At 43.2% G+C, this 13807-nt stretch carries 15 protein-coding genes; 10 read left to right on the forward strand and 5 right to left on the reverse strand.

The annotated features are described in order from the left end of the window. The 6 genes from A4S05_RS29345 to A4S05_RS29370 all read left to right on the forward strand — a co-directional run. On the forward strand, positions 1–290 hold a 290-nt coding region (locus A4S05_RS29345), incomplete at its 5' end, for a DUF1392 family protein (RefSeq protein ID WP_141699835.1). Between the two features lie 59 nt (positions 291–349). Then, on the forward strand, positions 350–1150 hold the full coding sequence (locus A4S05_RS29350) for a KilA-N domain-containing protein (RefSeq protein ID WP_069073302.1): 801 nt from the start codon (positions 350–352) through the stop codon (positions 1148–1150). 25 nt (positions 1151–1175) lie between these two features. Next, positions 1176–1454 (forward strand): hypothetical protein, encoded by a 279-nt coding sequence (locus A4S05_RS29355; RefSeq protein ID WP_069073303.1) that lies wholly within the window; start codon positions 1176–1178, stop codon positions 1452–1454. A 70-nt stretch (positions 1455–1524) separates the two neighbouring features. After that, positions 1525–1929 carry an alpha-ketoglutarate-dependent dioxygenase AlkB family protein gene (locus tag A4S05_RS29360; protein ID WP_256091239.1) on the forward strand — a complete coding sequence of 135 codons (405 nt, stop codon included), beginning with the start codon at positions 1525–1527 and terminating at the stop codon, positions 1927–1929. A 160-nt stretch (positions 1930–2089) separates the two neighbouring features. Further along, positions 2090–2200: a hypothetical protein gene (locus A4S05_RS44345; protein ID WP_084227317.1), complete on the forward strand. Its 111-nt coding sequence runs from the start codon at positions 2090–2092 to the stop codon at positions 2198–2200. A 235-nt stretch (positions 2201–2435) separates the two neighbouring features. Continuing rightward, positions 2436–5651, forward strand: a complete 3216-nt coding sequence (locus tag A4S05_RS29370) for a plasmid replication protein, CyRepA1 family (protein ID WP_084227318.1) — start codon at positions 2436–2438, stop codon at positions 5649–5651. 19 nt (positions 5652–5670) lie between these two features. On the opposite strand, the gene A4S05_RS29375 is transcribed toward A4S05_RS29370, so the two are convergent. From A4S05_RS29375 to A4S05_RS29390, 4 genes are all read right to left on the reverse strand, one after another. Further along, complete coding sequence (locus A4S05_RS29375; RefSeq protein WP_069073305.1) at positions 5671–7818, reverse strand: PAS domain-containing sensor histidine kinase; 2148 nt, start codon at positions 7816–7818, stop codon at positions 5671–5673. A gap of 591 nt (positions 7819–8409) precedes the next feature. Then, positions 8410–8652 (reverse strand): CopG family transcriptional regulator, encoded by a 243-nt coding sequence (locus tag A4S05_RS29380; RefSeq protein ID WP_370684497.1) that lies wholly within the window; start codon positions 8650–8652, stop codon positions 8410–8412. 361 nt (positions 8653–9013) lie between these two features. After that, positions 9014–9445 (reverse strand): HNH endonuclease, encoded by a 432-nt coding sequence (locus A4S05_RS29385; RefSeq protein WP_069073306.1) that lies wholly within the window; start codon positions 9443–9445, stop codon positions 9014–9016. After that, on the reverse strand, positions 9435–9830 hold the full coding sequence (locus A4S05_RS29390; protein ID WP_069073307.1) for a hypothetical protein: 396 nt from the start codon (positions 9828–9830) through the stop codon (positions 9435–9437). Before A4S05_RS29390 ends, A4S05_RS29385 begins: the two co-directional genes overlap by 11 nt. Positions 9831–10304: 474 nt before the next feature. On the opposite strand from A4S05_RS29390, the gene A4S05_RS29395 reads away from it, so the two are divergent. Genes A4S05_RS29395 through A4S05_RS29410 form a run of 4 tightly spaced genes read left to right on the forward strand, consistent with a single transcriptional unit; the run spans position 10305 to position 12875 of the window. Continuing rightward, the gene (locus tag A4S05_RS29395; RefSeq protein WP_069073308.1) at positions 10305–10850 is read left to right on the forward strand and encodes a DnaB-like helicase C-terminal domain-containing protein; all 546 of its coding nucleotides are present in this window, start codon (positions 10305–10307) and stop codon (positions 10848–10850) included. A 5-nt stretch (positions 10851–10855) separates the two neighbouring features. Further along, positions 10856–11242 carry an ASCH domain-containing protein gene (locus A4S05_RS29400; RefSeq protein WP_069073309.1) on the forward strand — a complete coding sequence of 129 codons (387 nt, stop codon included), beginning with the start codon at positions 10856–10858 and terminating at the stop codon, positions 11240–11242. Next, positions 11239–12666 carry a DNA cytosine methyltransferase gene (locus tag A4S05_RS29405; RefSeq protein WP_069073310.1) on the forward strand — a complete coding sequence of 476 codons (1428 nt, stop codon included), beginning with the start codon at positions 11239–11241 and terminating at the stop codon, positions 12664–12666. Before A4S05_RS29400 ends, A4S05_RS29405 begins: the two co-directional genes overlap by 4 nt. Then, positions 12663–12875 (forward strand): DUF1392 family protein, encoded by a 213-nt coding sequence (locus A4S05_RS29410; protein WP_069073311.1) that lies wholly within the window; start codon positions 12663–12665, stop codon positions 12873–12875. The genes A4S05_RS29405 and A4S05_RS29410 overlap by 4 nt, the downstream gene beginning before the upstream one ends. Before the next feature lie 284 nt (positions 12876–13159). Here the strand turns inward: A4S05_RS29410 and A4S05_RS29415 are convergent. Continuing rightward, positions 13160–13807: WD40 repeat domain-containing protein (locus A4S05_RS29415; protein ID WP_141699836.1), on the reverse strand; the 648-nt coding region annotated here is incomplete at its 5' end.

The following is a 13807-nucleotide window of genomic DNA, read 5'->3' on the forward strand; positions in this document are numbered from 1 at the left end:
CAATTGATTGCGGAAAAGAAATCCTCCATGCCACACAAAACCAAATCATCGGGACTGGAGAGTTAGAAGCCATCAAGGTGCATAAACCTGCTTTTGTTCTGGGTGAAAGAGTGATCCTCTGCTCTCACGACAAAGGAACAAAACAACGGCTGATTTTGGGGATTGCGCTGGTGCATAATTCTTGGTTTTACCTTGTTGAATTGATGTCACCAACGTTAATTAAGACACCAACTATATCGAATCGTTTCTCATTAGTTGGTGAAAAAAGTTTGGTGCGCGTGAATGCTTGAGTTTCTTGGATTGCAATTCCTCTTTCTTCACTGTTTAAGCAATAACCAGGGAGTTAATTATGTTGATACACAAATGGCGTGACTCAAATATTAGCCAAATGCCAGAAGTTATGCAGCTAGGCAAATACAGCATACCCAAAGGCTACGTAAATGCAACTCAGATGTGCCATGCAAATAATAAGTCTTGGGGGCATTACAAAGAAAGGAAGTCCACAAAAGCTTACTGGACAGCACTTTCAAACGACATCGGAATCCCGATATCGTCTCTTGTCATCGAAGTTGATGGCTATGGCAGTTCTCAAGGTACTTGGATTCATCCAGAAATCGCAATTGATTTAGCTCAGTGGGTTTCTGTCGAGTTCCGCATCTGGGCTAACAGAACTTTGATGAAAGTGATGCTCTCAACCCAAGTAGAGCAAGTATTACAGCAAGAACCACCACATACATTAGCTCCATCGCACGAAGCTGCACAGTTAGCAATGATGTTGGGTGAATTTGCTGGACTAGACAAATCCCTCACCGCCCAGTTAGCAGTTAATGCCGCAACCATTGTCAACCCTGCACTTAAGCCAGCAGCCGATGAACTCAAGATTGCGATTGCTCAAACCAATGTTGCAGAGGACGCATTTCTAAACCCAACACAAATCGGTGAGGTAGTTGGAATGTCTGCACGGGCTGTTAACCACTGCTTACTAAGTTCTGGACTGCAATACAGAACAAATGACAAGAAAATTCCCTATCGTCCTACTGAATCAGGTAAGCAATGGGGTCGCATGGTTCCCGCAGTCGCCAAATCTTCAAACCAAACTGTTTTTCAACTGCGGTGGTTGCCCGAAATAGTAAAAGTCATCTCTCAATAATTCCCTACCTAACTCAACAACAATTATGAACACTCTACGAAAAACCTTGGCAGAAAAATACGGTCTAGTTGCTGATATTATGCACGACGATTATTTTTTTGTTCAGCTACCAGATAACGAAGATCATTCACTCAAGTTTTTAGAGAGTAATTTACCAGAGTGTATTCGGATTGAGCTTGCAGAATGTTTTGCTGGTAGTGTGATTGCGGCTTGGGAAGTCCCGTTATTTTTACTCCCTCAAGTGTTACAGCAAGCCCATGATTTTGTTATTGAGTATTGGGAGCAAGTATCTCAAGAAACATGAAGTCTTCTCCATCAACCAAAACTAGCAGCAAATCCTTAATTTATACGTTCTTTAGTTGGAGAAAACTATCATGCAACAACTCACACTCTTCTCTGAATCAACCCCAGTTTTACCTATCACTTACTACCCCGATTTCTTAGCTCTAGAACAAGCCAACGAACTCTACCAACACTGCTTGAAACTGGAGTGGCAGCAGAACCAAATCAGAATCGCGGGTAAAACAATGCCCGTTCCCCGCCTCGAATGTATTTACGGTGATACAGGCTGTGATTATCTCTACTCCAACAGCGTATTTTTAAAACCCCTGACTTGGACAGAACCTCTGTCTAACTTGCGGGACAGAATCACTGCGCTAACTGGCTATAAGTTCCGCATAGTCATCGGCAATCAATACCAATTCAATTCAAAATTCAAAATTCAAAATGCAAAATATAAAATTCGTGCATTAAAGAGTTGGCAGTGTCGTCTTGATTGAACCCACTACTTATTGTGGATCGCGCTCATTTGAGGAGCAGATAAGTCTGTACTCCAAATTAATCAATTCAAAAATTTCTTTCTTCTTCATAATTTTGAATTTTGAATTTTGCATTTTGAATTGTTTGGATTTCTGGCTTGAACACGGCAGTTTGCTTGTGATGCACCCTGGCTGTCAGTCTACGCATCTGCATCAGGTTCCCAAGACAAACAAAGTCGTTAGCACGCGAATTAATTTGACCTTCCGACCACATACCGGAGGTGGGAGATGATTCTGACTTGACTCGGATCATGTAAAATGACAGTTTCTTAGTTCATGTGTACTATATAGTCCGGTTAAAAAGCAGTCAATAGGACGAAAAAAACACAAAACAACTACCAATACAAGTCCTGTTGATTGCTTCCCTTAAAACCACGCTTCTTTAACCCGTGTCTACGTAACTCACCTAAAAGGCGGTATGACTCAATACCCCAAGCTTTGCATTGCTTCAAAACACTGGAGGGGATATGAATATAATCGAAACCGATTCTCAAGCTCTACACTTACAGGAATGGCTGGGCAGTGGCGTTGACGAAGAAATCATTGCTCTGAATGTGCGATCGCTCCACGCCACAACACCTTACGAATACTTGCTCTACAGCCCCAAAATCTCCCGCCGCAACGATGGACGATTACGCGATCGCGATTTAAAGAAATACCAGCACATAGAACTAGGCGGCTGGTGGTGCAGTGGCGTTGACCCCCTCAACAACTACGCCCTGATGATGTGGGGCTGTTTCAAACCCGACCATCCCAGACGCGACCGCCAAAAGATCCATAAATTCATTAAGTATGAACACCCATACAGAGAAGAAACACGTGCTTTCTTCCTCCTAGTACCGAATCGCATTTGGGTGAAAGTCTCTAATCGTAGCGGCATCCCCATCACAGAAGAAGACTTACAGCATCCCGGCGGTTTCTGGCACTGGGTTTGGCGGCATAATGTGCCAGTGACAATTGTAGAAGGTGTCAAGAAAGCGGGGGCATTATTAACTGCTGGTTATGCTGCGATCGCAATTCCGGGAGTAAACGCAGGATACCGCACACCCCAGGATGAGTACGGTACTGCCATCGGTAAGCCATTCCTCATTCCCGACTTGAAACATTTTGCAACACAGGGGAGACAGGTTAATATTTGCTTTGACCAGGATAATAAACCCGAAACTGCACAGAGAGTCAGAACCGCTATCAGTCGCATGGGACGACTGCTGGTAAATGAAGGTTGTTCGCTGCGAGTTATTGATTTACCATTTGGGGCAGAGAAAGGGGTTGATGATTTTATTGTTGCCAAGGGCCAACCGGCATTTGATGCACTCTACAATACGGCTGTTGCACTAGAGTTGTGGGAAATCAAGCTGTTCACTCTGCTGACTTATCCTCCAGCGATCGCACTCAACCAAAGATTCTTGGGCCAGTTGCTCGTACCCGAAGGCGAAAAACTGATTATCCTCAAGGCTCCCAAAGGTACTGGTAAAACCGAATGGCTGGCAACTGAAGTGGCAAAAGCACACGACCAAGATAGACGGGTATTAATCATCACCCATCGCATCCAGCTAGGTGAGGCACTGTGTAATCGGTTTGGTGTTAACTATGTTACCGAAGTCCGCACGAATGAAACAGGCACATTATTAGGATACGGGGTCTGTGTAGACTCCCTGCATCAAGAAAGTCAAGCGCGATTCAACCCTAACGACTGGGCGAATGATGTAATTATTATTGACGAGTGCGACCAAGTTTTCTGGCATTTGCTTAACTCTGGTACAGAAGTGCAAAAACGTCGGGTATCTGTTCTCAAAAACCTCAAACAACTGGTACAGAATGTTTTGGGCAGTAGTCAGGGAAAGATTTATCTCTCAAGTGCCGATGTTTCCGATACTGATGTAAAGTATGTTTTATCACTCGCTGGTGAATATCGAGTTAATCCATTCGTCATCGTCAACAATTATCGGCACGTAGCTGGAAACTGTTACAACTATTCTGGGAGTAACCCGAAGAATCTTATCGCGGCACTTGATAAAGCGATAGCTTTTGGTGGGCATCATTTACTCTGCTGCTCTGCTCAGAAAGCCAAGTCCAAATGGGGAACCCAGGCACTTGAGGAACGTTTTCGTCGCAAATTCCCACATCTGCGAATCCTCAGAATTGACAGTGAATCTGTTGCTGACCCATCACATCCAGCGTTTGGCTGTATCGCTCATCTGAACGAAATTCTGACCCAGTACGATTTGGTTATCGCCTCTCCAAGTTTAGAAACTGGAGTTAGCATCGACATTCGAGGACATTTTGATGGTGTTTGGGGGATTTTTCAGGGAGTGCAGCCGGTTAACTCTGTGCGTCAGATGTTGGCAAGGGTTAGGGAGACAGTTGACCGTCATATCTGGATCAGAGAATGGGGAATGTCGGTTGTAGGGAATGGTTCCACAACGATAGGAGGATTGCTCAGAAGTCAACACGTCGCCACACAAGCTAATATTGCGCTGTTGTCGGCGGCGGACAATGACGACTATAGCTTTATTGACCAGAACTTTCAGCCGGAGTCATTGCAGACTTGGGGCAAGCGTGGTTCTGTCATCAACGTAGAGATGCGGCGCTATCGGGAATCTGTGCTTGCGGGTTTGGTCGAAGATGGGTACACCGTTATTGATACTGACGATGTTGATGATGATGAAAGCGGGGCAGTTATCGAGTCAGTTAAAGCGGCAAGTCAGGAATTGTATAATGCTGAGTGTCAGGCGATCGCTAATTCTCCAACCATCTCTGATGCCGAACTCAAGAAGCTGCAAGACACAAGGGCGAAAACCAAGACCGAACGACACCAGCAGCGCAAGGCGGAATTGTCCCGTCGCTACGAAATTGACGTAACCCCTGATTTGGTTGAGAAGGATGACGACGGCTGGTATCCCCAACTGCGGATGCACTATTATTTGACGCTGGGGCGAGAGTTTTTGACGAACCGTGATGCGAAACGGGCTAAGGCGCAATTAGAGGCGGGAGAGAATTCGATTTGGAAGCCGGATTTTAACAAGGGACAGCTATTACCTGCTGTACTGTTACTGGAAAATCTCAATCTGTTGCAGTTTCTTACACCAGACGTTCAGTTGCGTGGTAGTGACGAGAAGATGGTAGAGTTTAAGGCACTGGCTGTTCAGCATCGGCACGTTATCAAAAATTACTTGAATGTTTCCATTTCTGAAAAACACACACCGATAGCGATCGCTCAGAAGTTACTTGCCAAGATTGATTTGAAACTGGATTATGTTGGCCGATTGGGCAAGCGTGAAAATCGGGAGTGCGTTTATCAATTCGTTGCCCCTGATGATCAGCGTGATTCGATTTTTGGGCAATGGTTAAATCGGGATGAAGCGTTTTCTTGTGAGTTGGTGTCAGTCATGAATAATATAGAATTACAAACACAAGTGACTGGCACAACCTCCCAAATATTAGAAGAAGTAGTGTCCAGTCCCCAAGGACAAACCTGGAAAGGGCTGAAGCTGAAATTGCAGCAAGGCTTGGACAGTATTGGCTCTTGCTACAGCGAGTTAATCTCCAAAGTTGGCGACGCTGTTGGAGTGGCTGATGGTGAGCCGTTTTGGAATGGGTATCTGGGGCAGTGGCAGATTGCTGTTAACTTTGCTTCGGGGTGTAAGTCTGTACTGTGCGATTGGTTGGTGATAGTTAACTGAAATCACACTTTCAACCAAGTTAACTTTGAGCCGGAGCCACAATCGGTAAGGTAATCACAAATTCTGTGACAACACCCGGTGTAGAATTCACATTCAAAGTTCCGCCATGTTTTTCTATAACAATAGACCCAGCGATCGCTAATCCTAATCCTGTTCCTTTACCAACACCTTTCGTGGTAAACAAGTGGTCAAATACTTTTTGTTTGACTGATTCACTCATTCCCACCCCATTATCAGCAATTTTCACCTCAACAATTTTCTCTTTCAATGAGGTGGTAATTGTAATCCGATTAGGATTGGCTTTAATCTCCCTAAAACTCCGGTCTGTATTTGATTCATCCAAGGCATCAATAGCATTCGCTAGTATGTTCATAAATACCTGATTTAATTGACCTGGGAAACATTCTACTTCCGGTAAATTACCGTAGTTTTTGATAACTTCAATCTTCGGACGTTGCTCATTTGCTTTCAGACGATGTTTGAGAATTAGAATTGTACTATCAATGCCTTGGTGGATATTGAAAGGTATTTTGTAGTCTTGATCGGCACGAGTGAAAGTGCGGAGACTGGTACTGATATTTTTCAGCCTGTCACAGGCTATCGTCATCGAATCAATCATTTCGGGTAAATCTGATAAGCTATATTCCAAGTCAATTTCTTCGGCATGGATGAGAATTTCATCTCCCGGAGCAGGGAACTTTTTCTGATAAAGCTTTAAGTGTTCAACAATATCAGCAAAGGTAGGTTTAGCTTGTTTTACACTGGCAGCAATAAACCCCAAAGGATTATTCATTTCGTGAGCTACTCCAGCAACCAATTGACCAATAGAGGACATTTTTTCGCTTTGAAGCAAATGAGCTTGGGTGTTTTGTAGTTCTTTAAGAGTTTGCTCTAAATCTTCCGCTTTTTGCCGTAAAGTTTCTTCTGCTGCTTTGAGTTCGCTGATATCCCTTGCGATCGTCGAGAAATATTCAACTTCTCCGTCAGGTGATTTGTGAGCAATAATCAGTTGCGATATGGGAATTTCTCGTCCATCTGCTTTTAAAACAGCCGTTTCCCCGACCCAATTACCGACTCTAACTGATTCTGGTAATCCTTGATTCTGGATAATCTCATTTGCCCATTTCGGATGATTTCGGCACAAATTCCTCCCTTCAATGGATTCTTTTTCTCCCAGTTCTAACATTCTGCGAGCTGCTTTATTAAAGTAAAGAACCTGCCCACTTAAGTCAGCAGTGCTGATAAAGTCTGGTGCTGCTTCTAGAATTGCCAACAACTTCGCCTGTTCTTTCTCGGCTTGTTTATGCTCACTAATATCACGAGCTACGCCAACAGTCATTATCACTTGACCTACTTCGTTGCAGATCGCAGATTTGATTGTATGGAATAGGCGTACTTCGCCATTGTACCGAGTTACTGGCTCTTGGGGAATTTCTAGGGTCTGTCCACTTTCAAATACGTAAGCATCATCTTTGATATATTGCAAGGTATGGTCTGGTTCGCTGAAAGGTGCATCAATCATATTTTGAAGCTGTGACTCACTCATCCCGTAATAATCACGAAATGCCTTATTTGCCCAAATAATCCGAGATTTAGCACCTTTAACCAGTACCATATCTGTAATTGCATCAAGAATTTGCTGATAAGTCTTTTCGTTTTCGCGCAGAGCGCTTTCAAAAGACTTTACTTTTGTAATATCTTGTACTGTTGAGACAATACTAGTTACCTTGCCATCAACGTTAGTTATCAGAGTGTGACACCAATCACAAATAATCACTGTTCCATTTTTTGTCAGATTCTTACTGAGATTATTACCTCCCACTTTCTCTTCAATTAATAACTCCATTATTTTGATGACCTCTACTCTCTCACCCTCTGGCACAATTATTTCTGGTAATTGACAACCTAGTACTTCACTTTTGCTGTATCCAAATAGCTGTTCAGCAGCCGGATTCCATTGTATTACTTGAAATGCTGTATTCCACTCAATTAAAGGCAAAGGATTACGTTCTATAAGTAATAAAAATTTATCTTGCAACTGTTTCAAATCTGGCTCTGCTAATTGATGTTCAATTTCCTGGCCATTTATACTAACTTCATCAACTTTTAGCAATTGGTTGACAGAAAAATTGTTACCGGATTGAATGCCTTGCTGTTGAAAGTTCATCCTGCTCTAACTGAATAATATATTTGCTTGGTACTTAAATCTAGGATTCCCTATTCTTTAGGTAATGTAACATTCCTCTTTCTAATAATATCCATCTGTTGGAAATCGGAGAAAAAAAAAGAACAATTCTGAAGCCAGAAGTACGTCCCTAAGAGTAACTTGAACCAGATGTGGCTTACGTAGATAAAATACAGACTCAGCATGGAATTAACCCGCCCTCCACACCCCATTAATAAAAGTGGAAGTAATAATCGGGGGGTATGGACGGTAATGAAGAACTCAGTGGTTTTTGGTGGAAGCGGGTTAAATATTACGCTCGGCTGGCGATTGAGCGAGTGGAGTACGGTGTATAATCAGTTAAAGAATTACTCAGTAGACTAACAATTTATGAGCGTTGCGGTGTGATGCTGGAGTTTGAGGATCTTGACCCTGACAAATTTGCTCAACTGGTTACAGATGCTCCACAGTGGACTGAATGGATGGCGTAGATTTCTCATTCGATAAGACCAGTTGACTGTTAATTCCTCAAGCATCATTTCAGTGTGAGTGTAGGTGAACAGTCCTGTAATATCTATTGCTTCATTTATTGACTTATTTTGGAAGCCGAGCTAATTCTGAAGCTTTAGAATCTGGCAAAATTTCCGATGCTTCCTCACTCTCAACCTTTAAAGAACGCAGTAATTCCCGAATTACATCATTAAAGGGTCTTCCTGTTTTTGCACAGTATTGTGACAATTTCTCTATTTCTGTTGACGTGAGATTTACTGTCAATCGTTTAACTGCCCATTTTTTATTCACCATTTGCTTTTTATACTGCCCTGTTACTTTTGTCACAGAAAATTATACCTCTGTTTCAAAGCCTCTCCTAATCTGGCTCTTAGCCTATTTAATCCAATTAATCTCAAAATAATTGGCTTTTTTATCGGCGTTGCTGATGGTAAAGCGTTCTGGAACGCATACCTGGGGCAGTGGCAGGTTTGGGTTAAGTTTGCAGACGAGTGTAGGTCTGTAGTGTGCGATTGGCTGGTGAGTGTGTAGGTCATGTCCTGACAAAGCTCCCAATTAATTACAGGGATGATGGCTGCATTGGTTAGGAATTTATCAACCTTGCTTGCTGCAAGGGGTTTAAGTTTAATGTCATGAAACCTTAAAATGAGAATTGGCGATCGCTAGATATTGACCACTACCAACATTTTTATGGCGGTGGATGCAGTCCCGCCGAGGTCAAAAGGCGACGCAAGTTAACGACTCCAACCCGATTTAATTGCAGAGCTGACACTGTTGCTCGACCACAGGAAGTTTTACCAATAACCTGTGTAAAATCATCGTTCCAGCTAAAATGCTCTGACCAAAGCTGCTGACGAGGATGAAACAGTCCCACCTCAAGTTTTGTTTCTGGATCGCAATGGCTGGTTTTGGTATGCTTTCGACCATTGCAGCCATAACACGACCAAGCTAAATTTTCTACAATCGTTTCTCCACCTGCCTGACGGGGTTTGATGTGTTCTATAGTGAAGCTGTCAGGAGAAAATTCTTCTGGACATCGGCAATATTCACAGAGATTTTTGGCTCTACTGGCTACTGTTCGTCGCATTGCAGCAGATACTCTCTCAGATTCAAACGGCATGGAATAACTGAGATTCCGAGACAAATTGACGATTCAAGGTCAGCAAATCCATATTCCTTAGCCTTGCTAATTCCATAAGAGCTTCCAGACGTTCTACCCTCAACTGTTCTAGTTGATCCTCATAAGTAATCAATTCTTCATGTTCCATGTCGGTGAGTTCCCCCCACTCACCGCGTTTGCGTAATTCTTCTAATCGTTTCTGCTCATTAGGAGTCAGGCGACGTTGGATGACTTCAACCAGGGCTAACTCAATCGGATTGGATGCAGCAAACTTAGAGGGTTCAGACAGAAACTCTAATAATTGAACTACCGCACTTAACCGCTCTTCTGACAACTGCTCAATCAGTTCGATCGCTCTTCTACGAATATCGGTTGCTGGAGTCATGGAAGATCACGCTTACCTATGTCTAATCAAATTGTACTCAGACTGGACGGTTTTTTCGATTTAATTAAGAATTCATCAACCCCTGCCTCGGACGCTCATCTAAAGATGGAAGTTTTTGCTAAAGCATCAAATATTACCAGTATTTAACATTAAAAGCTTTCTTTTCACGTAGTCAAGCAATTAGCAATATCTTGACATTCTTTGTGACAAAAATGACTTATCTAGGGAGTACTAAACACATGACAAAAGTATTGTAATTTCAAGGTTTCTGACAATCAAAGTAAAAAGCGACTGCCGCTTAATAAGTAACAATCGCCACATAAAAACACTCTTGCATTTTTAGGATAACAGGAATGAAAGTGATAGTTACAGTAGCCCTTAAAAATCACATCATCAGTTTACATTCATCTGACTACTGGATTATCAAAAGCAGCAATTAAACAGCATATAACAGACCGCTATAACAGTGGAGAAATGCAAGCAGATTTGAACATTTTTCAAGTGGATTTTGAATCAATCAGCACTCTTGTTGTCAAACAAGCGAATGATAACCCTGTAATCACCACCTCACAAATCAAGGGTGATTTGCAAGATATACAAGCTCGTTGCGGGTCAGTCAGTTTGGTTATTGTGGATTATGTGCAGTTGATTGAACCAATGCGCCGTGAACGTGGCGAAAACCGCGTGCAAGAAATCGACTCCATCTTGAAACAACTCAGGGCGATCGCTAAACAATTCAATTGTGCTGTCTTGGGTTTAGCGCAGTTAAAAAGAGAAGTTGATTCACGTTCCGAAAAGCGTCCAACCAAAGCAGATTTTCGGGAATCTGGAGGATTTGAACAAGAAGCTGCTGTGATGTTGGGTTTGTATCGAGAAGATTACTACGACAAGCAGACTACCCAAAAAGGCATTTTTGAAGTTTCAGTTTTGAAAAGTCGGTTTAGTAGTGAGACGACTGTTAATCTCTTGTTTGATGAACGATTTGGACAGTTTAAGAATTTGGCTAAATCCAACTATTAAAACTCATGAAAGCGCTATCTGTTCGTCAGGCATGGGCAATTATTTATGCTCTTAAGGATATAGAAAACCGAGGCTGGCCCATTCATTATCGCGGCGACATTCTGATCCACGCAGCCAAGACTTGTACCAAGAAAGAGTACCAGCTAGCGAGAGAATTTTGCCAAGAGATGGGGGTAGTAATCCCAGAATTAATCTCTCTCCGTCGCGGTCAAGTCATCGGTATAGTCACAATAGTAGATTGCAAGTTCTCACAAGTTGCGTCTGGTTGGGGGATGCCTGAGCAGTACCACTGGAAACTGGAGAATCCACGCGAAATTACACCGATTCCCTACATTGGGCGGTTGGGAATTTTTGAAGTACCCGATGATTTGGTCATGGAGGTGGCTGCATGACTAAATCAGTAATAGCTGAGTTGTCTGCAATACCCGAAAAATTCTTAGAGAAAGCGGTCAAAACCTCACAGGGGGAATCAGTCGGTTGTCTTTATCAGTACCTCGAAACTAAAAAGCTACTTGATGGGGAGACTGTTTCTTATCCCCGTGTGATTGGTGAACGTGACCCGAATAATCCCTTTCATTGGCGATGGGCATTCAATTGGAAAGATAAGATAAACGGGGCATGGAAAGGCAAAAGTATAGGTTCAATTCCCCCTGGCGCTGTGACAATGATTCGGACACTGCAACAAGAGAGGGCAACGCGAGAGAATATCATCGCCTTTATCAAAAAAGCGAAAACCAAAAAAACATTACCAAAATTAGATGTCTGCAAAAATTTTGATAATACAAAAATAAAACCAGTTCTGCCAGATGATGCCCCGATCGCTATAGTACTTTTCGCAGGCGGCGGCGGAATAGAAGCTGGGATGGTTCAAGCTGGTATTCGCCCAGTCATTGCAGTAGAGCTTGACCCAAGCAAACCAGACTTGAGCAGGGCGATCGCCAAAACCCATCACCACAACTTTAGCGAGTATGGCTGTAGAATAATCCAGCTAACAGTCCAAGAAGTAGCACAGTTAGGATTTCTAGGTTTTCCGCGATACCCCGACTATCTCCATGCCTCCCCAGTATGTGCCAACTTCAGCCAAGCTCACACAGCTAAGGCGGGAAAAGGCATTGAAACGGCTGATGATATGACGGCTGCGATCGCTATTGCCGAAGCAATCCGACAGTTGAAGCCACGGGTGTTTACGCTGGAGAATGTCCCGCGCTATCAGAACAGCCAGAGTTTTGCCATCATCCTGAATGCTTTGGAGCAAGAGGGATACTCAGTCGATTACAGCGTGGTAAATATGTCTGACTTCGGACTGCCCCAGGCGCGTCGGCGGTTAGTTCTAGTTGCCAGTAAAGGTTTTCAGGTTGCGCTCCCCACGGAGAGTAAACCTTGTGGTTGGTACGAGGCAATCGCCCATCTCATTCCTACAATGGCTGATTCACGCTTGCTGCCTAAACAGCAACAAGCTTTAGAGAAATTTTTAGCCGGAAATGCGCCAACACCACTGCTAATACAAAGAGTTGGGGGACGTTCACAGTCCAAGTACAAACCTGGGCATTTACCTTGCAACACTATCTTGCGATCGCACTTCACAGATCACTTGGGCTGCAACCGGAGCAAATTCGCTAATATCTGGTTGCCTGATGGTACGGTTAAGTCCCTATCAATTCAAGGTGCAGCCATTTTACAGGGTTTCCCTAGCTGGTACGAATTCCCGCCGGAAGCTGCTACGGCTGGATCAATCATCGGGTATTCCGTGCCTCCTTTGTTCGCTACTCAATTATTCACCTCAATACAAAGTATTTTGAAAGCTGCAATTGTATGACTAACCTTGTCCAAAACTTAGAACGGTACTGGTACATCTCCCCACCTTGGGATCAACCAATTCCGCCCCTCCTGGTCAGTCTGCTTGAACAGGTTTATGTCAAATCAGCCAAGGTATTCGGTTACTGTACTGGCGTGGAATGGTCAGAACGTGGCTGGAAATACGAAATCTTCGCTGGTAATACCAAATATTACTGTTTTGGAAAGTGAACTTATTGGTACGGGCAACTTATCCTTCTTCTCTCATTCTCCGAAAACATTCGTCATTTCTGACTTTCAGAGCTTTTATAAAGGAAGCGATCGCCAGATTTTTCCTAATAACAAATATAAGACCAATTTTTTCTAATAGTATAACTTGTATTGATTGCCTTATGGGGCTTCTAGCAATCACCTTCCCAGAAAGTGACAGAAGAAGAGTATGTGGGGTGGGGAGGTTGCTTTCTAATTAGAAAGTTCATGCTTTCGTCTCAAGTCTGTCCTTTGTTGCTTGAATATCACTTACTAGAACACAAAGCTCTATCATCCTTCATTATTTTCTGATTAGTCTGCAAATAATCATGTAGCAAATTGCAACCCCGTGCCAGTAATTTTTCCAGTTGGATATCTGCCACTTGGAAAATCACTGTACCATTACCACTACCCGCAGCCAGAGTCTTGCCGTCATTACTGAAACTGATGCTGGTTAACTCTTGCCTTTCGCCTTTCAAAGCAATCAGTGATGTCCCTTCTCGGTTCCAAATTCTCACTTTGTCATCACTGCTAGCTGCCAAAGTTTTACCATCGGGACTAAATCTCACACTGATGAAACTATCACCATTACCTGTAAGGTTATTTAGCAGATTTCCGTCCCGGCTCCAAATCCTCACCGTACTATCAATACTAGCTGAAGCGATCGCTTGACTATCGGGCGACCAAGCAACCTCATTTACCCGGCGGCTATGACCAATTAAGGTGTATAGCAATTTACCATCTAAACTCCAGATTTTTACGGTTTTGTCATCACTGGCTGAGGCTAGCAACTTTCCATCAGGGCAAAAACTTACCCAATTTACTGCATCTTGATGCCCTTGCAAGGTGTTGAGTAATTTACCGTCTCGACTCCAAAGCTTTACTGTTTTATCGTAAGGATTCAGGTCTAATAT

The sequence above is a fragment of the Nostoc sp. KVJ20 genome (assembly GCF_001712795.1).
Classification (GTDB): Bacteria; Cyanobacteriota; Cyanobacteriia; order Cyanobacteriales; family Nostocaceae; genus Nostoc.